14 protein-coding genes and 7 pseudogenes are annotated in these 21,338 nt (G+C 58.3%); 9 read left to right on the forward strand and 12 right to left on the reverse strand.

What is annotated here, in order from left to right; genetic code table 11:
• Nucleotides 1–590 precede the first annotated feature (590 nt).
• The 3 genes and pseudogenes from OH764_RS32570 to OH764_RS32580 all read right to left on the reverse strand — a co-directional run bounded on the left by OH764_RS32570 (nucleotide 591) and on the right by OH764_RS32580 (nucleotide 3,410).
• Nucleotides 591–2,556: pseudogene (locus tag OH764_RS32570) on the reverse strand (IS256 family transposase).
• 196 nt (nucleotides 2,557–2,752) lie between these two features.
• Nucleotides 2,753–2,941 (reverse strand): hypothetical protein, encoded by a 189-nt coding sequence (locus OH764_RS32575; protein ID WP_498851560.1) that lies wholly within the window; start codon nucleotides 2,939–2,941, stop codon nucleotides 2,753–2,755.
• Nucleotides 2,942–3,242: 301 nt separating this feature from the next.
• Nucleotides 3,243–3,410 carry a hypothetical protein gene (locus OH764_RS32580; RefSeq protein ID WP_498851561.1) on the reverse strand — a complete coding sequence of 56 codons (168 nt, stop codon included), beginning with the start codon at nucleotides 3,408–3,410 and terminating at the stop codon, nucleotides 3,243–3,245.
• 138 nt (nucleotides 3,411–3,548) lie between these two features.
• Here OH764_RS32580 and OH764_RS32585 point away from each other — a divergent pair, with 138 nt between their 5' ends.
• Together OH764_RS32585 and OH764_RS32590 are read left to right on the forward strand one after the other, a co-directional pair.
• Nucleotides 3,549–3,848: a hypothetical protein gene (locus OH764_RS32585; RefSeq protein ID WP_498851562.1), complete on the forward strand. Its 300-nt coding sequence runs from the start codon at nucleotides 3,549–3,551 to the stop codon at nucleotides 3,846–3,848.
• A 672-nt stretch (nucleotides 3,849–4,520) separates the two neighbouring features.
• Nucleotides 4,521–4,958, forward strand: a complete 438-nt coding sequence (locus tag OH764_RS32590; protein ID WP_498851563.1) for an SET domain-containing protein — start codon at nucleotides 4,521–4,523, stop codon at nucleotides 4,956–4,958.
• 594 nt (nucleotides 4,959–5,552) lie between these two features.
• Here the strand turns inward: OH764_RS32590 and OH764_RS32595 are convergent.
• On the reverse strand, nucleotides 5,553–5,801 hold the full coding sequence (locus OH764_RS32595; RefSeq protein WP_498851564.1) for a plasmid pRiA4b ORF-3 family protein: 249 nt from the start codon (nucleotides 5,799–5,801) through the stop codon (nucleotides 5,553–5,555).
• 347 nt (nucleotides 5,802–6,148) lie between these two features.
• Here OH764_RS32595 and OH764_RS32600 point away from each other — a divergent pair, with 347 nt between their 5' ends.
• The 3 genes and pseudogenes from OH764_RS32600 to OH764_RS32610 all read left to right on the forward strand — a co-directional run bounded on the left by OH764_RS32600 (nucleotide 6,149) and on the right by OH764_RS32610 (nucleotide 10,087).
• A complete protein-coding gene (locus tag OH764_RS32600; RefSeq protein WP_498851565.1) occupies nucleotides 6,149–6,355 on the forward strand; it encodes a hypothetical protein in 207 nt (68 codons plus the stop codon).
• A gap of 1,375 nt (nucleotides 6,356–7,730) precedes the next feature.
• Nucleotides 7,731–8,894, forward strand: coding sequence for a cytochrome P450 (locus tag OH764_RS32605; RefSeq protein ID WP_498851566.1), 1,164 nt, complete (start codon nucleotides 7,731–7,733; stop codon nucleotides 8,892–8,894).
• Nucleotides 8,895–9,004: 110 nt separating this feature from the next.
• Nucleotides 9,005–10,087 (forward strand): annotated as a pseudogene (locus OH764_RS32610) (IS630 family transposase).
• Nucleotides 10,088–10,167: 80 nt separating this feature from the next.
• Here the strand turns inward: OH764_RS32610 and OH764_RS32615 are convergent.
• Together OH764_RS32615 and OH764_RS32620 are read right to left on the reverse strand one after the other, a co-directional pair.
• Nucleotides 10,168–10,293 (reverse strand): annotated as a pseudogene (locus tag OH764_RS32615) (transposase); the annotation flags it as partial.
• Between the two features lie 73 nt (nucleotides 10,294–10,366).
• Nucleotides 10,367–11,140 (reverse strand): annotated as a pseudogene (locus tag OH764_RS32620) (transposase); the annotation flags it as partial.
• Between the two features lie 183 nt (nucleotides 11,141–11,323).
• On the opposite strand from OH764_RS32620, the pseudogene OH764_RS32625 reads away from it, so the two are divergent.
• Nucleotides 11,324–12,450 (forward strand): annotated as a pseudogene (locus OH764_RS32625) (IS256 family transposase).
• Between the two features lie 453 nt (nucleotides 12,451–12,903).
• Here the strand turns inward: OH764_RS32625 and OH764_RS32630 are convergent.
• From OH764_RS32630 to OH764_RS32645, 4 genes and pseudogenes are all read right to left on the reverse strand, one after another.
• Nucleotides 12,904–13,560, reverse strand: coding sequence for a hypothetical protein (locus OH764_RS32630; protein WP_498851567.1), 657 nt, complete (start codon nucleotides 13,558–13,560; stop codon nucleotides 12,904–12,906).
• Between the two features lie 525 nt (nucleotides 13,561–14,085).
• Nucleotides 14,086–15,235: pseudogene (tnpC, locus tag OH764_RS32635) on the reverse strand (IS66 family transposase); the annotation flags it as partial.
• Nucleotides 15,236–15,324: 89 nt separating this feature from the next.
• Nucleotides 15,325–15,579: an IS66 family insertion sequence element accessory protein TnpB gene (tnpB, locus tag OH764_RS32640; protein ID WP_498851568.1), complete on the reverse strand. Its 255-nt coding sequence runs from the start codon at nucleotides 15,577–15,579 to the stop codon at nucleotides 15,325–15,327.
• Nucleotides 15,580–15,774: 195 nt separating this feature from the next.
• Nucleotides 15,775–16,167, reverse strand: a complete 393-nt coding sequence (locus tag OH764_RS32645) for a transposase (RefSeq protein WP_498851569.1) — start codon at nucleotides 16,165–16,167, stop codon at nucleotides 15,775–15,777.
• 141 nt (nucleotides 16,168–16,308) lie between these two features.
• On the opposite strand from OH764_RS32645, the gene OH764_RS32650 reads away from it, so the two are divergent.
• Both OH764_RS32650 and OH764_RS32655 read left to right on the forward strand, forming a co-directional pair.
• The gene (locus OH764_RS32650) at nucleotides 16,309–16,563 is read left to right on the forward strand and encodes an ATP-binding protein (protein WP_498851570.1); all 255 of its coding nucleotides are present in this window, start codon (nucleotides 16,309–16,311) and stop codon (nucleotides 16,561–16,563) included.
• Between the two features lie 604 nt (nucleotides 16,564–17,167).
• Nucleotides 17,168–18,316, forward strand: a complete 1,149-nt coding sequence (locus tag OH764_RS32655) for a TDT family transporter (protein ID WP_498851571.1) — start codon at nucleotides 17,168–17,170, stop codon at nucleotides 18,314–18,316.
• A gap of 677 nt (nucleotides 18,317–18,993) precedes the next feature.
• Here the strand turns inward: OH764_RS32655 and OH764_RS32660 are convergent.
• Nucleotides 18,994–20,075, reverse strand: a pseudogene (locus tag OH764_RS32660) (transposase).
• Nucleotides 20,076–20,438: 363 nt separating this feature from the next.
• Here OH764_RS32660 and OH764_RS32665 point away from each other — a divergent pair.
• Nucleotides 20,439–20,792 (forward strand): GNAT family N-acetyltransferase, encoded by a 354-nt coding sequence (locus OH764_RS32665; protein ID WP_498851572.1) that lies wholly within the window; start codon nucleotides 20,439–20,441, stop codon nucleotides 20,790–20,792.
• A gap of 273 nt (nucleotides 20,793–21,065) precedes the next feature.
• Here the strand turns inward: OH764_RS32665 and OH764_RS32670 are convergent, their stop codons facing one another.
• Entirely contained in the window at nucleotides 21,066–21,335 is a 270-nt protein-coding gene (locus OH764_RS32670; RefSeq protein ID WP_498851573.1) for a plasmid pRiA4b ORF-3 family protein, read from the reverse strand.
• Nucleotides 21,336–21,338 lie beyond the last annotated feature (3 nt).

The following is a 21,338-nucleotide window of genomic DNA, read 5'->3' on the forward strand; positions in this document are numbered from 1 at the left end:
CGCCAAGGCGCCATCCGAAAACAGGCAGGTGCTAACCGGATAGTCCCGCGAGGATGCGGGTCGGCATGGAAGGGAACGTGGTAAGCCCGATTTCTCGCCTTCGTCTCGGTGTATCGAATCGAACGCAGGCAAACTGTAAGGTGAGCTGTTGGGGGAGCGGGTATAGGAGTGCGGAAAAAGCGAACGGCTGCCTGTAATGGGCGGCATAGGGGTTCAAGATTTGCCCCAGCCTGAAAGGGCGCAGACTTCCGCATGGTGCGGCTGTCGCAGGCCAACGTCTAAGATTCGACGAGAGGAAGCTTGGAAGAGATCGGTAGCGCTACGATTCAGCACCTCTCGCCCTGGCAACGGGGTTGATCAGCGACGTGACGCGTGCGAAGTTCGTGTGCACTCGGACACGACCGGTGTCGAGGAGACACTTTAGCTGTGCTTGAGCGCAGTGCGGTGAAAGTCGCACGCTGCGTTCTTAGGGGGCGGCGGCGTAGTAATACGCTGCTGCTACCCGCCGGCCTCCGTGGAGGAAATCGCCGGGGCATGGCCCAGTCCGGAGGTGTCAGGAATTTCGTGTGCTGAGGTCGGGTTAAAAGATCTCAGCTGATGGCGGCGGTGAATCGCTCACCGAACAGAATGGCGAACTGATTGACTGCTTGCCGCCGGGTGATAGGCGGCATCTTCCAATCCTTTTCGATGTTGCGCAAGGCCAGGTACAGCAATTTGCTGGCGGCTTCGTCGCTCGGGAAGTGACCGCGGTTCTTGACGATCTTACGCAACTGCATGTGCATGCTCTCGATCGCGTTAGTCGTGTATATGATTTTGCGTACTTCCGGTGGATAGGCGAAGAACGGGATGACTTGCGCGCTGCCACATCGCGGCGACCGTTGGGAATTTCCTGCCCCATTCGTTTTGCGAGAAGGCTTGCAGCGCCGCCTCAGCCGCTTCGGCGGTAGCGGCCTGATAGATCGGCTTGAGCGCGGCTGCCAGTGGCTTACGGTCCTTCCAGCTAGCCAGATTCAGCGAATTGCGGATCAGGTGCACGATGCACGTCTGGATCTGCGCGGCCGGATAGACCGCCTCGATTGCTTCGGGAAACCCGCGCAAACCGTCGACCACCGCAACCAGGATGTCGTGCAAGCCGCGGTTCTTCAGTTCGTTGAAGACCTTCAGCCAGAACTTGGCGCCTTCGGTTTGCTCGATCCACAAACCGAGCACTTCCTTGCGGCCATCGGCCCGAATGCCCAGCGCGAGGTACACCGCCTTGTTCCTGACCGTCCCCTCGTCGCGGATCTTCAGCCGAAGTGCGTCGAAATACACGATCGGGTACATCGCCTCGAGCGGACGCTGTTGCCACTGTTCGACTTCGGCCAGCACCTCGTCGGTGACGGTCGAAATCAGATCGGGCGACACCTGTCGACCATATAGCTCCAGCAAGTGGCCCTGGATCTCACGCACGCTCATGCCGCGCGCGTACATGCTGATGACGTGGTCGTCGAAACCGGGCAGCCGGCGCTGGTATTTGCCCACCAACTGCGGCTCGAACGTCGCCTGCCGGTCACGTGAGATATCCAGATTCAGTTCGCCGCTGGGCGTGATGACCGTCTTGCGGCTCGTGCCGTTGCGGTGGTTGCCGGCCTTGCCTTGCTCAGCCTCGTTCTCCAGGTGATGCGTGAGCTCGGCTGACAGCATGCGCTCAGCCAGTTGCTTCTTCAGTTGCCCGGCCAGGCCCGATTCGCCGAGAACCGACTCGGCATCCTTGTTCTGAATCTGCGCCAGCAGTTGATCGATCAGCTCGTCGGGGAACAGCTTCGGCGCCTTCGGGTTCTTGCTCTTCTTGGTCACAGTTGCTTCGGTCATAGTCTGGGCGTGTGTCTGCTGGTTGAGGAGCCACAGCATTACTCCATCGCTGTCCTGCGCCTCGTCGAAGAGAATGAAGTCAGACTCGATGCGCGGGCCACTCTGTGCCCACACTTTCAGATAAACGTCGGGGATGATTGCGCTGCGGCCTCGCGCGTGCCTGCTCTCATCCCATAGCCGGGACACATACGGAAAAAGCCCATCTCGCAGCCAGTCGGCGGCTCGCGAATCAATTTTCTCGTCGACCGCGATGTGAACGGCGGCTGGCACGACGTCGGCCGAGCGGCAGAACCGCCCTAACCCATCGACGATCATGCGGCCGATTTCGAACGGCGTAAGTTCGACCGCCTTACCGGTGGCAAGTGGCACTTCAAGCGCCGACAGGCCGAATCGGGCCGCCAGGTCGTGCGGTGGCTCTGCCTGGTAGCCCACCCTCACAGCCAGTTCGGGCGGAACAGACCTGTATGCAAGCGAGTGAATCGTGCTGGACGCAACGTGCGTGGGGAAGCTTCGGCGCGCGTGCTCGGCGATCTCATGGTTAAAGGCGAGATACATGCCACGCTGATGGGAAAGACGTTCGGCAATCAGGCGGAGCGTTGAACTCTTGCCCGCACCTGCATACGCCTTTATCTTCAGCTTGCCGCCCGACGGTACGGCGTCAAGGATCGATTGCTGCTCTGAGGTCGGATTGAGAAAGCGAGCCATTTAAGCTTTCATTTTGCCTGAATGCGGGCCGCACCATTCTCGGTGGCATGTCCGGGTTCGTCGCCTTTAACGTTTGGGACGGCGCCGCTTGGTTCGCGGGCAATTTCTCGCGCCTGCTGTCCCTCGGCATCCTCGTCGGCTATCGCAAAAACAAAAAGCGCCAATGTTGGCGCTTTTTGTTTTCGGCTTTTAACGGTTAGCTTTCAGACGCCACAGTTTTGCGCGCGTGCACGCGAACCTTCCCGCGGTATGTCTCCTTGGCCTTGACGTCCTCGAACACGCCCTTCTCGGCCGCCGCTTCCACGCGCTCGAGGATGACCGCCGCCCCGCGCTTCTGTAGCGCGACCACCTTCGGTCGGACCTTGCTAGATGCGTTCAAAGCCATAAAAGCCTCCCTCGTCTGACGCTGGGCGGGTGACGCAGCGGACTGGCACGCCGAGATCGCCCCGCTCGAATTTCCTTGCCAGCCTATTATATAGCGCGTCCAGTTTGCCGGTCTGTGGCATGTAGAAGTATTGGGACGTCCGGGAGTCGGCCTCCGCGTGCGCGAGCAGCGCCAGGCAGAGCGCCTCGCTGAATTGCCACATCATGGCGGGGTTGGGTAGCGGCCAGCCTCCGGGACTGAACATCGTCTGTCGATCGGCCTCGGCCCGGAAAAACTTCACCAGCCGCGAATGCGCCGCAGGTTAAAATCCGCCATTCCATGCCGCAGCCGTCTGGCGCACGAATTCCTCATGCTGAGCGGCGTACGCCATCACGTCGACGAAGAAGACGAGATGGCGCGTTCCGGCGTACTCGATACCACTAGCCTCCACCGCATTGTCCGCCGCTACCGGTCCCGCGACCCGCAACACGTCAGGGCCGCCAGCGTCACTCCCGTAAAAGCTCACCGATCGTAGAAGACCATCCCATTGCTGCGAGGGGTATGCTAATTGTCGCTTTGGAGAGCTGGTCAACCTCGCTTCGTCATGGTGTCCCGTCGGTGATAGCCATTGCATGCAATCGGTTTCCGGGCGCCGACGGCGATGTGGTATCTCGTCGTGGCGAACGAGCTCGACGTTGGCTTGCTTTCGGCGCTGGTATTGATCGGGGCAGGTTGGGGGACGTATGCCGTCGGCGCTGGCGTTTGTACTATTACCCTCGGCGATCATGATGTGGCGGTTGCCGTCGGCCTGCTTGCGGCAGTGGCTTCGTTGTTTTCTGAACCCATTTTGGGGCTAGGTCAAGACGCTCGCGCCGAGCTCCACGTTGCTGACGTGTACTCATGTATGCCCGGTGACGGCGGCCTCTGACCTCATGACAACACCTTTCCGTAACAGTCGCCCCGTGGTGATATGTGTCGGCTCGTACGGATCGCCGCGCGTGATGTAGTCGCCCACATTGAAATCGATGGGAACAAGGACGACTGTTCGCCGCGCCCGACGACCAGCCTGATGGTGTTTCAACGGGACACCGCGCAGATCAGTATCCGGAATGCGAATCAGGATCTGGTCCCGGACGATGAATGACTCCATCAGAACCTAGTACTCGGCCTTCTTCTCAAGCAGATGAACAATCGCGAGGCGCTCAGTTGTTGCTTGCGGTAAGCACAATGCAGAACTGGAGGGCGCACGGCCGGCGCGTTTCATTGGGATAGGCCATGTCCATGAATGATGTTTTGTGTGGCATGTAGCACTCCGGACGAAGATTGTGCCGGCACAGACGAACCGGCAACACCAGCCTACGAAGTGGGAAGCGAAGTAAATCTATGGTCCGCCCCAGATTTGCAACCCCTTGTGCGTGAGGACAGGTTGGCTTGCTCAAATCTATCCGGCGTCGTTGGTTAGGGCTGAGCCCCGCGCCATGATGAAGTTCGCGCCTGCAGCTGGTTATGATGGACGATTCTACCAGGCTCCGACCGCTGTCAAGTCGGCGCCGGGCCACACCAATGAGCGTACGCTCGACATTCACCGCAACAGGTACTGATGAAAAGAATTGCTGTCCGCCGCTCGGGCGTTCACGGTCGCGGCGTCTTTGCGCTAAGACCGATCAGCGCAGGCGAACTCATCCTTGAGTACGCCGGCCTGGTCATGAGCTGGAAGCAGGCTATCTCTCGCCATCGCCGTTTCGGGAAGGAGGGTCACATGTTCTTTTTTGGACTATCCGATGGGCGGGTCATCGACGGTTCGCTTGGCGGCAACAGCGCGCGCTGGCTCAACCACGCATGCGTCGCCAATTGCGAGGCGGTCGAATCCAATGGAAGGGTGCACATCCACGCGGTCTCGGATATCAAGCCGGGCGAGGAGCTTTTCATCACCTATGGGCTCTCGGTAGAGGGCCGCCTGTCGGCAGCCGTGCGCGCCCAATACGAGTGCCGCTGCGGTCACCGTCGATGTCGCGGGACGATGCTCGCCCTTAGGTGACGCCCGACCTGGCGACGTCGGCAGATCCCACCCGTTGCTAACATTTCTTCTCCCGGAGGAATACACAGCTTGATAGTCAAGCGCCGCAACCACTCTCCGGGCTCAGGCGGCGCGGTCTGGTGGCGCGGCGGTTCGTTCGGCACGCAGACGTTCACGAAGCAGGACCTTTTCGACGACCGGCAGATCCGCGAGCGAGCTCGTTGCATTTCTTGTGGGCGAGCGCCAGATTGGCGAGCCGCGACGTGCCACCGTCTTTTCTCTGATAGCAGGTGTTCAAGCGTGACGTCTTCGTTTTCCAGCGCGGCACCGCAGTAAAAGCAGTTACTCCCGTCCCGGGCACGTAAGCTCCTTAGACGCGATGATCGCTTCTTCTGACTGGGATTCGTGACGTCTCGCGGTCTGTGTGCAGACGATGGAGCTCCGTTTCCCAGTGGCCGCGTGAGCTTGATCGTCATCGGTGTCATGTGGACCAGTTCGGCCGCACCTTTCCCGAGTAGAGCCATTGCACGTTCAAGCGAGCAGTTCGACGCAGCCAGGCCGGTTTGATCCAATACCGAAACCACGTGAATGTCATGATGCAAGTCATCGCCAAAGTCATATCGATAGAGGAACCGGTGTCCCGGGTATGCAATCTGGTATAACCGCGCCTTGCGGGTCATCCAGCATTTCGGGATCTTCAGCAAGCAGATCGAGCATGTTGTCGGTATCGCCCACCGCGTAAGTCCTCCCGTCGATTTCGAAGTCATGCAAATGCAAGTCGGTCCACGCAACGGCGGCTTGCAGGATGTGATGCAGCTTGCGCGAGGTGATATTGCCGTCGACGTGGAGCCTGGATAACGTCAAGCAGGATGGCGGTCGTCCAACATGATTGTCGCCGTCCACTCAGGCAGCGTCATGTCGCCGAAAGGCTCTCCCAACACGACGAACAGCGCTGCGTCGTATGCGTTGCAGTGCCTGGGCTTGGAAATGGCAAAGTTTCCGAACTGCGCGACAACGCTTGCTTCGGCTGCAGCGCACGCGGATTCGAAGATTGCCTTGGCTTCGGGAATGGGGTTATGTTCAGGTTCATGCGAAGCCTAACGGCGGTCGGCGCGGAAACTTTAGGGCTTGAGATGGCGAAAGTGGACTAAAAATAGCCCCGACCCTCAACCAGGAATGATTGACACAACTAAGAAGCAGTGGGGTGTGAGTTGAGCATCATCGCCAATAAAGAGTTGGTCGAACTGACCGGCGGCCTCACGCAAGGCGCCGCGCAAACGCGCTGGATCAAGAAGGCACTGGGGATCGACGTGCCGCGTAAAGTCGATGGTCACCCTCTTCTAACTTGGGAGCAGGTTAATCGCGAGTCCGGCGCCGCGACGCGCCGCACGGCGCCGAAGTGGAAGAACGCAGCATGAGAAAAGCCGTGCACGACGGACTTCTGCTCCGTATGGAGGCCGGCCGACGAAGTCCAGATTCACTTATCGCTATCACCCGTGGGCGGTAAGCCGATCTCCCTTGGCAGCGACCGGGTCAAGGCGATCCGCAAGGTGCTGAACATGACGGCGCCGGCGATGATCTATGCACGATCCGCCGGCTGTGAGAGCAGTCTCATGAGACGCCAGACCCTGTGACTCAGGACACTCAGACACCGTTAAGTTGATGATGCAGCGTTTCGCCGGAACTCCCGAGGGGAACGGTACTTCAGTGCATTATGCGGGTGCCGTTCGTTGAAAACCCGCAATTAGTTGCATTACAACGAAAGGGAGCGAATTTGTCTGCGAGCCTCATCAGGACTGGCTTGCGGGGTTGGCGCGAACGGAGCGGTTAAAGTCGAGGCTTTGCGGAAGTGAAAATGGCTGCAGACCATGGCCGGCAGGCGATTCCCATGAAATCGACGGTGAGCAGTTTGAGCAATTTATCTTGCCGCATCTCCTGATAATCAACCTCAGGCATTACTGCCGCAGCTGATCCGGGTTCTCGCGCCGAGTTCTGTACGCGCCGTGACCTCGCCTGCCCACATCAGACCCAATCACTTCGCCCGCGAGGTCACGACCTCGCAGTGCGCATCTTGCCATGTCGGGCACTTCGTGAATCAACGGCTCGTTGCGCACACAACCGCTGAATCCCCTTCGAAACCCGCAACCATGTGCTATCCAAAGTCTCAGCGCGTTACTAAGGACCGGTGGGCAACCGACGAAACCCAGTCCTAGTGCTCAAAGCGCCCATGCCTTAGCGCAACTGATCGCGGTCGCGGTAGCGGTTTGAAGACAGTGCTTCGCCGAGCGCGTTTCGCCTTCGGATGATGCACTTTTCCCGGGATGCTTCCACATTATCGTTTGACATCGGCTCCTTTTTTGTGGCCCCGTCAATCGGCCAAATTCGAGGGCAGCATGCAACTGATCCAACGCTTCTGCTTCAATCCTGCCTCCTCCGCAAGCAATGATGCAGATCCTGAATCGCCTTCGGCAACGACATTTGCGGCGTTACTACATAGCGCGGACCCGTCGAGTGGCTCCTGCAATCATTGACCTGGCATCATTCTTTTGTCACGGAATAGGGTGAGGTGGCTGCTGTTGTCGCACAGGGGCGCAACCGCCGCGCGTGACGAAACAGCGGGCACTGCGTAATCGAGGAACTGCGCAATACGCCGGAAGGCACCAGCCTCCCATTGTTGTTACAACTGTCAGTTTGCAGCGCATATCTCGCTTTGGCCACCGTCGAATAGTGATTAGAGGCTTATCAAGCGTTGCAAAAAGCTAACAATTTTTTTGGACTAGGAAAAGTGTGACTATGGATGACATGTCTCTCAACGAAGTAGATTTCCGCGTCCGCCCGTACCACACCTATGAGATGTTACACAACATGGGACGGCCTTTTCGCTTTTCGTACAGCGGGAGCACAGAGGGCATGTGGTTGTTGACTAAGTACGACCATGTTGCAATAGCATTAAAGTATCGCCACATGTCAAAACGCCGTTGCGCAGAGAGAGTCGTTCCATTTGATTACAATCTACTGTCCCAAGATCCGCCGAATCATACGCGCATACGAAGTCGCGTTATTCGTGCGTTCACCTCGGATCGAATAGTTTCCCTTGAGCCGACCATCACGCGAACAGCCGATGAGTTGCTAGACCGCATGGTGGAAAAGCGAACTGCCGACTTTGTTCAAGAGTTTGCTGCGCTGTTGCCGGCGTACGTAATCGCTGACCTGCTAGGTGTTCCTCGACAAGACCGAGCGCGGTTTAGTGTATGGTCGCGGTCGCTCTTGTCTGCTACGGACGCGACTAATCCAGATCCACGGGCTTACGCTTTCGCAGTCGAATCTCTGACCCAATATTTCCGGGGGATCGTCAAAGGAGGTAGTTCCGCATCTCGGAGCGATCTTGTAGATGAGCTGATGGATGACCAAGATGGGGGGAGGAGTTTGTCGGAAAATGAAGTTCTCGCGACGCTCATTTTATTGCTCGTCGCAGGGCACGAAACTACCGTGAACATGTTGGCGAATTCTTTATGGACATTCCTGCGCTGTGAAGCATATACCGATCTGCTGCGCGATCGCTCAGGGCTCGTCGGGGCACTAGAAGAAGCATTGCGATATGAAAGTCCAGTTCAACGTGCGACATTTCGCGTTTTAACCGAGCCGTTGGAGGTCGGGGGAGTTGTTATAGAGAAAGGTCAGCAAGTCAGTGCCATCATAGGGGCAGCCAACCGCGACCCTTATCACTTTGTCGAACCAGACCGCTTCGACATCAGACGTACGCCGAACCGTCATATCGCTTTTGGCTTAGGCATCCATGCGTGTCTTGGTCCAGCTCTATCGCGGATTGAGGCAAAAATCAGTTTCGAGAAACTGTTGTCTGCCGCGCCGAACCTAGAGTTGGTGAATACAATGGCTGATTGGAACACTTCCACTAGTGCCACTCGAGGAATGAGGACGCTTAAAGTACGCTTTTGATCGCGAGCAAGCGTTACAAAGCACAATACCCCCTAGTGACCAGTCCCGGAAATAACTTTACGTAAATTCAGATTGGTCTATGATCGAATCACGGTGAGTTGGAGGCGATCATGGGACGCAAAGGAATCGAGGTTGTCGTGTCGGAACTGGAGCGAGAACAATTGCTGTCAATGAGCCGCTCGCGTTCGCTGCCTCACTCTCTCGTGCGCTGGGCAAAGATTGTCTTGATGGCCGTTGACGGTTATACGAGTCAAGAAATTGCGACGCAGTGCGAAGTAACACCGCCCGCAATTAAGCACTGAAAGAAGCGCTTTGTTGCCCATGGACTTGCCAGCCTGCATGATGAAGCCCGTCCAGACCGACCTCGCACGCATGATGATGAAGCAGTAGCGGAATTGCTTGCGAGGATACTGCATGAAAAGCCGGACGGGGCAACGCACTGGAGCGTGCGCTCCGCTGCTGCGCAGACAGGGATTTCAAAGAGTTCGGTGGCCCGATATCTGTCGTTGTTCGGCGTACAGCCTCATTGGTCAAAAAGCTCCAAGCTATCTAATGATCCCTACTTCGTGGAGAAGGTGCGCAATATCGTCGGGCTGTACCTGAATGCGCCGACCAATGCCCTGGTGCTGTGCGTCGACGAGAAGAGCCAGTGCCAGGCGCTGGAGCGTACCCAGCCGATGTTGCCGATGGGGTTGGGCTACCTCGAGGGAGTGACGCATGATTACGTCCGGCACGGCACTACCACTCTGTTCGCCGCGCTCAATACGGCAACGGGGGAAGTTATTGCGCAATTTAAGCCGCGCCACCGACATCAGGAATTCCTGGCGTTTCTCAGGCATGTGGATCAGGCGGTGCCTGCCGGTCTCGATGTGCATCAGATCGTCGACAACTATGCGAAACACAAGCATCTCAAGGTCAGGGCGTGGCTGGCCAGGCATACGCGCTACCACATGCACTTCACGCCGACTTACTCAAGCTGGCTGAATCAGGTTGAACGCTGGTTTGGCCTGATTACACAGCAGGCGATCCGTCGAGGATCGTTCAAGAACGTGCGCCAACTCATTGCCAGCATCGAACGATATATCGAGCATTACAACCAACACGGCCGGCCGTTCGTATGGACCGCGACCGCCGATTCAATCCTCCAGAAAGTGGCTCGGCTGTGCAAAGTTACTTCTGGGACAGAACACTAGCTCGCGTTAAACTGTAGGTAAGTTCAACAACGCCGAAACCTTCCAAAGCGATAGGCGATGATGGAGTTGCCCTTTAAGTGGATCTGGTACGGATGGACATCAAATTGCTGGGCCAGCTGCGCCCGCGTCTTGTCGCCCTTGAGCGCCGCCAGGGCCACCTTTGCCTTGAACGCCAGTAAGTGGGTCCGTCGGTTTCGTTTCGTCATCTTCTGGTTCATTACTGCCGGCCATTATGGCCTACTCACGCCTCAGCTTTTCCACTCAACGAACTGTCCGAATTCTCGAAGCCACCTCCATGTGTGCGTAGCCGCTGTCCGTCAGCCGTTCGATGGGCTGCGCGGCCTGTATAGTGCCTAAGCAATGTAGGAGGGCAGCGAGCACCATGTCGCCGCTGTGGCCTCAAGTTGTCGCGGCTCGTTTATCGCCTCCGGGTCGCAGCAACCAAGCGCGAAAGTTACGCGCAGCGGCGTGCCATCGTCGCACCGCAACTCAAAGCCATTGGAGCACCAGCGGGTATTGCTGCGGTCCACAGCAAGGCGACCGTCATACTGCCGCTTATGTCGGTGCAACCGGGACGGCACAAAAGCAACTGGTCCTCGCGCATAACCCGTTACACGCGCTCGCGGTTGACACACGGCGCGCCGTTCAGTTCTCGGGTGCGGCTCAGCAGTGCCCCGATGCGTCACTAGCCGTTGGTCGGTGGGTGCGCGACGTAGGCCTGAATTTCACGACGAGTTCCATGTCGTTGGTCGGTCTGGCCGTACGACCATCTAGCAATCAGACGTGCGAGCCCGGTTCGCTGCTACGCGAGGGTGCGCCACGCCGAGACCTTCATGAATCATTTTCAACGGTGGTTCCCCAGCAGCAAGGGCGAGCGCGCAATCAGGTTTTTGACCGGCCCCAATCCACGGCTTACTTCAGGATTTCGACTTCCATCGTCTGCTTCTCGAGTAGTCGTTGCAGTTCCTCGACTCCCCTGAGCGGGCACTTTGAGCCTGCGCGCGGGTTCTTACTGCCCGACTGATTAGGCAAGCCTAATGGCCTCGACCGGTAATGTACCGAGAAGTGTGCAAAAAGGTGCTGGCGGGAACATGCTTAGGAAGGGTGGCCGTGGTGTAAGTTGATGAATGTCGAGTTCCTCCACCTGCCCTCGGGAGGGCTTACGCCATGGCCACGACCAAGCGTAGTACTAACCGGCCGCCAGTGGAAGCGCTGGTTGCCGGCGACCGGGACCTGATGAAGGCGCTCATGAAGGATGCGCTTCAGGAAGTGCTCGAAGCGGAGATGACCGAACTGCTGGGGGCATCGCCTAACGAGCGGACCGAGACACGCAGTGGCTATCGAGCCGGTTATTACGGCCGCGGGCTGGTGACGCGCATCGGCAAGCTGGAGCTTCGCGTGCCACGCGACCGTCACGGCGAATTCTCGACCGCCTTGTTCGAGCGCTATGCGCGCAGCGAGAAAGCGCTGGTGGCTGCGCTCGCCGAGATGTACGTGCGGGCGTCTCTACCCGCAAGGTCAAGGCGATTACCGAAGAGCTATGCGGTCACAGCTTCTCGGCCTCGGCGATCTCGGCCATCAATAAAGGGCTCGACGCAACGCTGGCGAAGTTCGCGCACCGGCCGCTCGAGCAAGCGTATCCGTATCTGATTGTCGATGCTCGCTATGAGAAGGTGCGTGAATCAGGCATGATTCGCTCGCAAGCGGTGCTGATTGCCATCGGCATCAACTGGGAAGGTCACCGGCAAGTGCTGGCCGTGGAGCTGGCTAACCGCGAGAGCCATTCGAGCTGGAAGGAGTTCTTGCTGGGGCTGAAAAAGCGCGGGCTCTCAGGCGTGGAGTTCGTCGCCTCGGACGATCATGCGGGCCTGAAGAAGGCCATCGGCGAGGTGCTTCCTGAGGCCGCCTGGCAGCGCTGCTACGGGCACTTTCTGCGTAATGCACTGGACTATCTGCCACGCAAGGCCGATGACGACTGCTTGCAGGAGTTGCGCTGGATGTACGACCGACGCGATCTGCAGGAGGCGCAACGAGACCTCGCGGCGTGGATTACCAAATGGCAGGGCAAATATCCGAAGCTCGTGGATTGGGTTGAAGGCAACATTGCCGAGACGCTGACGTTCTACCGGCTGCCGCGCGCGCATCACAAGCATTTGAAGTCGACCAACATGCTCGAGCGATTGAATGAAGAGATCAGGCGGCGCACGCGCATCGTGAGGATCTTCCCCAACGAGGCCGCGTGTCTGCGCTTAGTCAGGGCGCTTTGCAGTGAAACGCATGAAACGTGGCTGGAGGACAGCCGCTATCTGAACATGGCCCTGCTGGCCGAGCAGAAGAAGGAGTTCTTGCGCGCTGCTGCATAGCGGGCGTGCGGCGTTCGGCGCTGCGGGCTACGCCCTTCGCACCGCACGCCGCAAAGAAGGATCAACTGAAACCACCGACATCCGGTTTCTGCACACCTTGACGCACACAACTCCTCGACCTTAAATTCGTCAGCGTATTACCCGCTCGGGCACTAGCATCGCGATCACCTCTCACCGCAGAGCTTTGAAGCGACGTGAATCTCAGTCTCAATAGCTCGCCAAAGACACTTCCTACGCCAAAGCCAGTGAAAGATCGCTACGTGGAAAGCAGGCAGGATCAATGAAACAGCCCGGCAGATGCACTTTGCGGGGGCTGCGATTGTGTTTCGCGTGTGGCAAGGCAGCGACGCAGATCTATACTTCGATCACGCAAGAGGCCATCACTAAATTCGCGGCGATATCGGAAGGCTCGAACAGTTGGACTACTGGTAAAAAGCGAGCCCCTAGCGCCCCTCAATTACCGCGTTTCTCCACCGCAACAAGAGCAGTCTCAAAATCGATATACTCGCTGTCGATAACTAAGCCGTCACCGTCGCCATCCATCAGCTCGAGGAGTGCCCGCGCCGTGGATGAGGTCGATGATCCCGCAGTGCCGGCTAACGCATCCAGCAACTGGGCATGCGCAATCGTAGCGCCCGCGCCGAGCGCCGCGTACAACAAATCTGATTGTCTCTTGTCGCCGCCGAATCGCTCCACAACTGTCTCAAGGGCTGATCTAGATATGTATCCGTCGTATCGCCCGTCGTCGCTCACTGGGGCTGAAGTCGCTTCGAATTTTCTCAGTGCTTGCGCAATCTTCTGCGCCCAATCGGAAGGAGTTTCGTCGCGCCCGCGCGCTGGTAGATTCAGTCCCGTTAGACTGGTCAACGTCTCGGTCATACCTAACGCGTTGAGCCTTGCAAACACTTGGGCCTCGGGGCTCAGAGTGACCTCGATCGAGGATTTCGTTGGTAGCGCTTCTGTACTCACAGACGCGGTAACGGCCAGCGATGGCGCTGGGCTCAATGCAGTTTCGGCGTTGGCGGAATCAGATTCGTCGACTGATGCGGGTAGCTGTCGGGATTGGCATAGCAGCGCTCGGCTCTTGTTCGTGACGGCAGAAACTGACATGAACGACTCCGGAATGAATTAGGGTAATAAGCGGGTTTACGGCTACAGCTCAGAAACATTTATGTCTGACAATCGTTGCATCGCGACTCTCGCGCGTTGGAGGTTGCGCCCACGCGCCTCGCATCGTCTGTGAGAAGGTACAGTGGGCCAACCATTTGATCGAGTGCGGACGGCCGGCCCGACACGAGAAAAACGTTCGTTGCTGATCAGTGGTAAGTCAGTATGACTTTCCGTGAGGCGGAGGCTGGCCTGACGTGGGCGTTTAACCCGGGCTAGTCTCTGCCAGAGCTGCATTGGTGGGCATGGGCCGCAGGCAATGCGCGATATTCAGTTCGTTACAGCGGTGGGGATTGTCTCCGAACTCGTCGACCCACCGCGCTTTCAACATCCACGTCAGCTTATGGCCTCTGTAATGCGGTAACCAACCCGCGGATATCAGTTTGATTCACCGTCGGCCTTACTGCTACGTCGCCCTCAGGAAATTCCATTAGCATGAAAGCTGGAAAGAACCCCTCGCTTCACTTGACGCCACAGGGCCTGGAAGTATTCAAGCGCCTTTGCCATACGAGCGTTCGGCGGTTTCGGTTTTGCGCCATCCCCTTTCTTCTGCGCTGCCTTGTCCGCCTTGACGAACAGCCCGCGCGCGTGCGCCGTGCAGCCGAAGTGCGTTGCCTTTTTCAGCGTGAGCCACGCACTGTATCCGTCGCTTACCAGCATGCCGCTGTAGTCGCCGAGGAATTTCTTCGGATGCTCCTGGCCTCGCCCCGGCTGGTACTCGAACAGCACCACAGGTTCGGGGCAGTCTTCGGCGCTGCGGTAGATCCACGCATAGGTTTTACTGTGGGCTGACCTGCCGGGCTCCTTGAGCACCTGAAGCGTGGTCTCGTCGCCGTGGATCAGCGGCTGTGACAGCAATGTCCTGTACAGCGCGTCGTATAGGCGGGTGTAGTGCAATTCGCTGGGGCGGATGACCCAGTGTGCCAGCGTGCCCCGGCTCACCGGAATCTGCCAGCGAGCCATGGCGGCCTGCATCCGGTACAACGGCATGCCGTCGACGTATTTCGCGGTCGCGACCGTCGCGATCACCGACGCATCACCATGGCTGCCCGGAAGTGGCTGTGCCGGCATCGGTGCGGGCACGACCGGCGTATGTTCGGCGTGACGCTCGCAGTGCCGGCACGCGTACTTTGCACGCACGTTCTGGTGAACCGTCCATTTGACCTCGACCTGCAGCTGTTCGCTGATGTCCTCGCCGATGCGATGCATCGGATTGCCACAACACGGGCAACCCCGCTGATCTTCGGGCAGATCGTACTCGATGCGTTCGCGCTTCAGGTACGCTGGCAACGGCTTGCGTCCCACCTTGCGCCGCTCAGGCTTGCCGGCAGGTGGCAAGCCGGTGTCAGGCAGCGCCGGCTGCACAGCTTCATCGTCCTCATCGCATGGTTCGGTCCGGGCGATCTGCTCAGCTTCGTCGAACACGCGATCCTTGCGTTTTTCACTTTTCGGCGGGTAACGCTCGGCCTGCAGCAGGCGGACCTGTTCCTTGAGCTGCCCGACGCGCTGGTTCAGTTCGTCGATGTGTTTCGCGTCGCCGGCTACCCGAGCTTCGAGGGCGTGGATAAAGCCCTGGTGCAGCCCGGAGTACGCGCTTGAGGTCAGGTGCATTCTTCATGCGCTCCAGGATAGCGAAGCGCGGTGCGGCGTGGGTTTACGTCAATCTGTAAAAGGCGCCCGGCCATTGTTCACGTGCAACGTACCGGGCTAGCTGGCGCGCTCGTAATAGCGTGCAGGATGACGGCGCAGCGCGTCGATGTCGATGCCATCGACCAGCCAGTGGAGCTGCTGCGTCGTCAGCTCGATCACTTCCTGATCGCGTCGCGGCCACACGAAATGGTCTTCCTCGAGCCGGCGCAATAACAGCCAGAAGCCGGTGCGCTCGTACAGCAGGAGCTTGATCCAGTCGCATTTACGGTTGCGAAACGCGTACACGGCGCGCGCGAGCGGATCCAGTTGCATCGAATTCTAAACCACGGCGGCAAGGGTATTGATACCGCATCGGAAGTCGACCGGCTTGCGATGCAGATAGACCTGCAGGTCGTCAGCGAAGCGCAGCATCACCGGCTCCTCAATGCGTCGATCATCGCTGTGAGCAGCGCCGTGTCCTGTTGCATACATTCAAGTTCGAGACTCACCCCGTTGGGCAACTGCGTGTCAGGCGTGACGGCAACGGCGGGCGTTGCGATGGGCGCATCGGTTCACGCCGTGCAGCAGCCGGCTGGGCGTCGGGCAGGGACGGCATGTGAGGCAACTGCACGGGTTAGGCATCAACCACTTCCAGAACAGGAACAAATGCCGGCGCACTGGCTGGTGTCGGCTGCCGCTCAGTTCGGGAGCGTGTTTTTTACGCTCGAGACCAATCCACTTGCGAAGCTGGTTGGCGTTCACGCCAGCCTTCAGTGCCAGCCCGGCAACGGAGGCTCCCGGCTTCTGGCACGCTTCGATCTGCTTGCGCTTGCCATCACGGTCGTACCGGTTTCTGCCGTCGGCCGATTTACCGATCACCCGCAATGGCAGGAAGTCAACGTCAGTTTGTAGGTCAGTCATAAGCTGCGTCCGCAATGTGGTGGCTGCGGACGCAATCTTGTTCTTTCTAATACATGTGCAGTCAAGGCTTGCTCAAACGAGGCGGGTTTGTCTTGCTGCCGGGTCTCTCAACATAACTGCGCGCTACACATAAGCCGAGTAATGCTGCGCGCAACCTTACTCGACGACTGGGGAATGGCGCTCTTGGATGCTATGGTTTGGAACGATCTGCCCGAGATGATCGATGAACGCTCGGCGGGAAAGGCTACCATCGTCACCGGCCCGTTACCGATTAAGCGCTGGCATGGATGGATCAGCGACGAAACCATCGCCGACGCAATGTCCAGCCGCCTCATGCAGCGTCAGCACCGGATCACGTTGGTCCGGAGGTACAGGGGCAACTCCACTTCCTGCTGATCCGTCGGGAAAACGGTCGTAAAAACTGTCGTAAAAACGGTCGAATGCCATCGCTGTCTGACAACGACTGGGGAGCGAGAGCAATGTCGCCACCTCCCCGCCAAATGTACTCGTGATAGCTGATGAGCTCGCCCGCTTCGCGTCCATTCCTCGCGGACGAACATGATATGTACTCCACCGCTGCTTACAGACAGATTGCAGCGCGCGTCCATCCTTGCTGGCGCTCGACAAGTACAATTCGTCCGCCATTCCACATTCCGGACGCCGCGATTGCGTCCGCCAGCCGCCCTGGCCGTCTCCATTGCGCCGACGACGCTTATCAGCGTATGGCCAGCGCCGGCTTCGTCGGTTGCATGGTGAGCGTCTGCCGGTCGCAGCGCCACTCCAATCCGCTCACTTATACCAACTCCCGAAACAACGGGGCCTGCTCCAGGGCCAATATCTGCGGCCGCCCCAGCAATGCAGCCTGCAATGAAGATGCGCACACCGCAGGTGAGCGCCCAAATCATACCGAAAACATATGCCAGATATCGTACGGATGCATTTTTTCTATGCTCTACGGTCCTCTAAACTGCACGTGTTGAGCCAACAAATGGAGATTACGATGAGCCTGATAGCCTTCCAGCGTTCGCGCGGTAGCAGCGACGAAAGCATGCTGGAAAACGTTCGCCAGTTCACACCGAACTGGTTCGCCGTAACGATGGGTACAGGCGCCGCGTTTTTGGTGTTGAACGCACTGCCCCTGTCATTCCCGGGCAAGGCCCTCGTCACGCAGTCGCTGTGGATCGCGGACATCGGCCTATATGTGATTTTTTTGACCATGTTCGCTGGTCGGTTCATGTTTTACGGCGAGACCATCGGGCCTCTTCTGCGCCACCCTTTGCAGTCGATGTTCCTTGGTGCCGTGCCAATGGGCCTCGCGCCGATCGTCAATGGCCTCGTAGCTTTCGCCGGGCCGCGCCTCGGCGAGCCGGCTTATCAAATCGCATTAAACTTATGGGCGTTGGACGCGGCGCTGTCGGTTTTGATTGCGATTGGCGTACCCTATGCAATGTTTACACGTCAGGAGCACAGCCTTGAGCGCCTGACCGCGGCGCTGCTCCTTCCCATCGTTGGCCCCGAGGTGGCCGCGTCCAGCGCAGGCGTGCTGGCCCCTCACCTGCTTGCCTCCACCGCGCAACTGGTGGTAGGAGCCGGGTATGTGTTGTGGGCGATTTCCGTCCCGCTAGCATTCGCGATTCTCACCATTGTATTGTTCAGGTTGATAATCCACAGGTTGCCACATCGCGAACTGGGTGTAACCAGTTGGCTCACGCTAGGCCCAATTGGTACCGGCGCATTGGGCCTTGTTACGCTCGGCGACGCTGCAAGCAAAGCATTCGCCACGACCAGCCTCCGTGACATCGGGTCTCTGGCAAGCACTTTTGGCGTGTTTGGTGCGCTGCTGCTATGGGGCGCGGGACTATGGTGGCTTGCCTGCGCAGTGCTGTTCATGTGGCGCTATCGCCTCGAAGGACTGCCCTTCAATCTCGGCTGGTGGGGCCTAACCTTCCCGCTCGGAGTTTATACGCTCGCCACGTTCGCCCTTGGACGCAGCACGGGAGTGGGATGCTTCGTGCACTTCGGCGTCGCGCTCGCTTTAACGCTCGGTGCGCTGTGGACCTTCGTCAGCGCCAGTACGGTTAAGGCGCTACTGCGGAAGGAACTGCAGTTTCGCGCTCCCTGCCTCGCGCAAGCTCGTCCACCTGCTTGAGTGACAGCCACTTCACTGCAGCACCGGCGATAACTGTCAAAATACAAAAACGTCATGTCGGCGAACATCCAAGGTATTGCTGTAATTGGCGATGAAGGTTTCTCCAACATCCGATTGTTGGACGCACCCGGTGCCGGTGTAATGTACAGGCAAGTCGATGTATCTTACTAGTGAGAACCATCGCGATGAGCGACGATGCGAATACGGCCTTTCACGACGCCGATGAGGCGTTCCTCCTAGGCCCGCGACCGCGAGCAAAAACGTTCAAGTCGCGATATTCCGCGCGCAGCGGCAAGTGTTGAATCAAGTGGCGTGCCGTGATGTCCTAGGTCGTGCGCGGAATCGAAGGAACACGAAAGGATGAGACACGACACCTCCAGTCCCAACATCTCGGAGAGGCAACGTTGCCGTCTTTCCCCGAGCAGTCTCGCCGTTGGGTCAAGAACCAACTTGCGCAACCGATGACGCGATCTCCGAATGCGAAATGACCGCGATGATCGCGCCACAGTCGTATGAGCCCATGGTGGCTGGCTTGAAACGTTGAACGCCATCCGCATAGGAAATCGCGATAAAAGAGGTACTGTCTTGTACCGTTGGACTTGTTTGGCGGCACATGCAAGCGTCGAGGCAACTTGGAACTAATCGCCAGCCTGCCAATGGATGTGATCCAGTCTAGACTAAGCTGCGGCCAAGCGATTACCCGCGAAAGCCGGCGGGCTAAGGTCAAGAGTGGTGTGTGGGTAGCTTGATGGCCGGCGACGTTCGGCGGCGAGTTTCTGCTGATCCGGTTGATCGTCTTGCACCGGTTCGGCGTCCTTTAAGGCTGCCCTCTAGCAGCAGCGTGGTCTGTTCGGGGCCGTTGATGCGGCGCCACGTTTTCTCGGCTTCCTCGTTTCCGGCAGGGCGCGGCTAGGCTGTCGGCCAGCGGATCGGGCACGTAACGCAAGGCGCTGCGACGAGGAACTAGCGGCGGCGTCCAGCTACGGTTGATGAGCAAAAAGCTGCTGGTTCCACAAGATGCGCAACGTCCTGAACGCGCTGCCGAAGTCACAGCGAGGCAAAGCCGAAGCAGATGTGCAGGCAATCTGGATGGCCGCGACGCGAGTCGACGCCTTCGACTCGCGATACCCCTCGCCGATCGCCACGCGCTCCTTGCGCCCATCCGGCTCTACGCCGATGATCACCAGCAGGCATTGACCGTCCGAGTTCTCGCTACGCAGGCCAGTGTGAATGCCGTCGACCCACCATTACACGTAGCGCGATGTCGACAGATCCCGCTGGCTCCAGTTCGCATGCTCGTCGGCCCACTGGGTCTTCATGCGACTCACCACATTCGCCGAAAAACCCTTGGCATTCCCGCCCGGCAGCACGCTCAGCGCCTCGCTCATATCGCCCGTCGAAATGCCTTTCAGATACAGCTCGGCAGCGCGGCACTCACGCGCGGCGACTTGCGCACATACGGCGGCACGATCGATGAATTGAATTTCACGCCTGATCCTGAATGATCGCGAACCTTGGGGACCTCAACCACAATCGGGCCGGCCGCCGCCAGCGCCTCGCGCTCCGGCAAAAAGCCATTGCGCACTACCGCGCGTTGCCCGTGCAACGTCTTGACGTTTTCGAACCGCTCCAGTAGCGACGCCAGCTCTGCTTCAATCGCCTGTTGAATCACCTGCCGGGCTCCGTGACGGACTAATTCGTCCAAGCCCGGACCGATTTCTGTTAGACCGACAACCGCTTTTTCCGAAAACTTGTTCATGGTGCATGGTTTGTCGTTTGCTGGTTTCCGACTTCGACAATCAGATTCTCAGCTAAAACCTCCACCGCCTTCAATCTCCCGCCTCAACCCCCGGTACACCAGATCCAAGCATATCTCGCCGAAAGCCGGCCGAGGACACGGTCAAATGCATCAATTTCCGCGCAGTGTCTTCTAACGTCTTTAACGAGGCCTCGGTGTCCTTAGGCTTCCCACCTCCGTTCGCAACGCAATATGAACCTTCGCAATTTTCAAAGCAGAATTGCGACATATTGAGCATCCTAAGCGAATTTCCGGCGAACCCAAATGCGCTTCAAGACGGCAAGTCTAGAAGTAACATCTTTGACACCTGTGATTTGAGGCCAAATGGAATTTACGACGCAACGATTGCGCATCTTCGAAGTGGCACCGCGGCAATCCGCACAGCTCTGTGCATCGCTCCTCAAGGACGACGAGGTCGCCGCTCTTGTTCCTTGGATGAATGGCAAAAACGCGAAAGAACTAGGTCAGGAAGCCTTGCGTATTGAGCTCTTATGCGGAGCCGGCAGCTTGAATGTCTGGGCAATTCAAAGACTTGAAGATCAGGTTCTGATTGGTGCCGTAATCGAGACGCCATCCCTTGTAGGGAGCAACGTCGAGGCGATTCTCGGTCGCCAGTATTGGAATTTCGGATACTCAGCTGAAGCCCTCGCACCTGTTCTCGAATGGATAGCGTCTTAGGCCTAGCCATTTCACGTAGCCCCGTTGCCGGGCCTCCATCGCCGACGTGTCCACTTGAAGCATACGAACCTGCAACGCTTTCACTGATTCGCACCTCCGAACGATAAGAGCGAGCTGTTTTCTCTTGTCGCGTCGTCGATGGATGAAATCGTGTTGGCCCCCGGCACCGAGGTGCCCACAACCGTCTAGGCATCGCAGTGCGGATGAACTGTAAGCGCTAGTTAAAGCACACCGGATCGTCAAATGCATCGGAGAACAGGGATTCAAGCCTGTCTACCTTTTTCCCCACTTGTTCCACGCCATGCGCAGCAGCGTCGAGTTGGCTGCCCATCGGTCGAACAGTCCGGCATCGAAGTCGTCGCCCACCCATGTTCTGTAACGCTTTGCTTCGTCGCTATCTGGCTCTAAGCTCGGAACGCGCAACATCTCTGCGTATCCGTAGGTGCCATCGACGTCCTTGGGCGGACAGGCACGTGCTCCAGCACCAATCCACGCCTCGCTGTGCGGCTCATGATCCGTTTGAGTGACTTCTTCCGTGGACATTCC

This window comes from Burkholderia sp. M6-3 (assembly GCF_050858985.1).
Taxonomy (GTDB): domain Bacteria; phylum Pseudomonadota; class Gammaproteobacteria; order Burkholderiales; family Burkholderiaceae; genus Paraburkholderia; species Paraburkholderia caledonica.

Coding starts and splice junctions, on each gene's coding strand:
- OH764_RS32630 (WP_498851567.1), bottom strand. CDS start 13,560: ATGTCAGTTTCTGCCGTCACGAACAAGAGCCGAGCGCTGCTATGCCAA.
- OH764_RS32670 (WP_498851573.1), bottom strand. CDS start 21,335: ATGTCCACGGAAGAAGTCACTCAAACGGATCATGAGCCGCACAGCGAG.
- OH764_RS32665 (WP_498851572.1), top strand. CDS start 20,439: ATGGAATTTACGACGCAACGATTGCGCATCTTCGAAGTGGCACCGCGG.
- OH764_RS32575 (WP_498851560.1), bottom strand. CDS start 2,941: ATGGCTTTGAACGCATCTAGCAAGGTCCGACCGAAGGTGGTCGCGCTA.
- OH764_RS32605 (WP_498851566.1), top strand. CDS start 7,731: ATGGATGACATGTCTCTCAACGAAGTAGATTTCCGCGTCCGCCCGTAC.
- OH764_RS32645 (WP_498851569.1), bottom strand. CDS start 16,167: ATGACTGACCTACAAACTGACGTTGACTTCCTGCCATTGCGGGTGATC.
- OH764_RS32590 (WP_498851563.1), top strand. CDS start 4,521: ATGAAAAGAATTGCTGTCCGCCGCTCGGGCGTTCACGGTCGCGGCGTC.
- OH764_RS32655 (WP_498851571.1), top strand. CDS start 17,168: ATGAGCCTGATAGCCTTCCAGCGTTCGCGCGGTAGCAGCGACGAAAGC.
- tnpB (WP_498851568.1), bottom strand. CDS start 15,579: ATGCAACTGGATCCGCTCGCGCGCGCCGTGTACGCGTTTCGCAACCGT.
- OH764_RS32650 (WP_498851570.1), top strand. CDS start 16,309: ATGCTGCGCGCAACCTTACTCGACGACTGGGGAATGGCGCTCTTGGAT.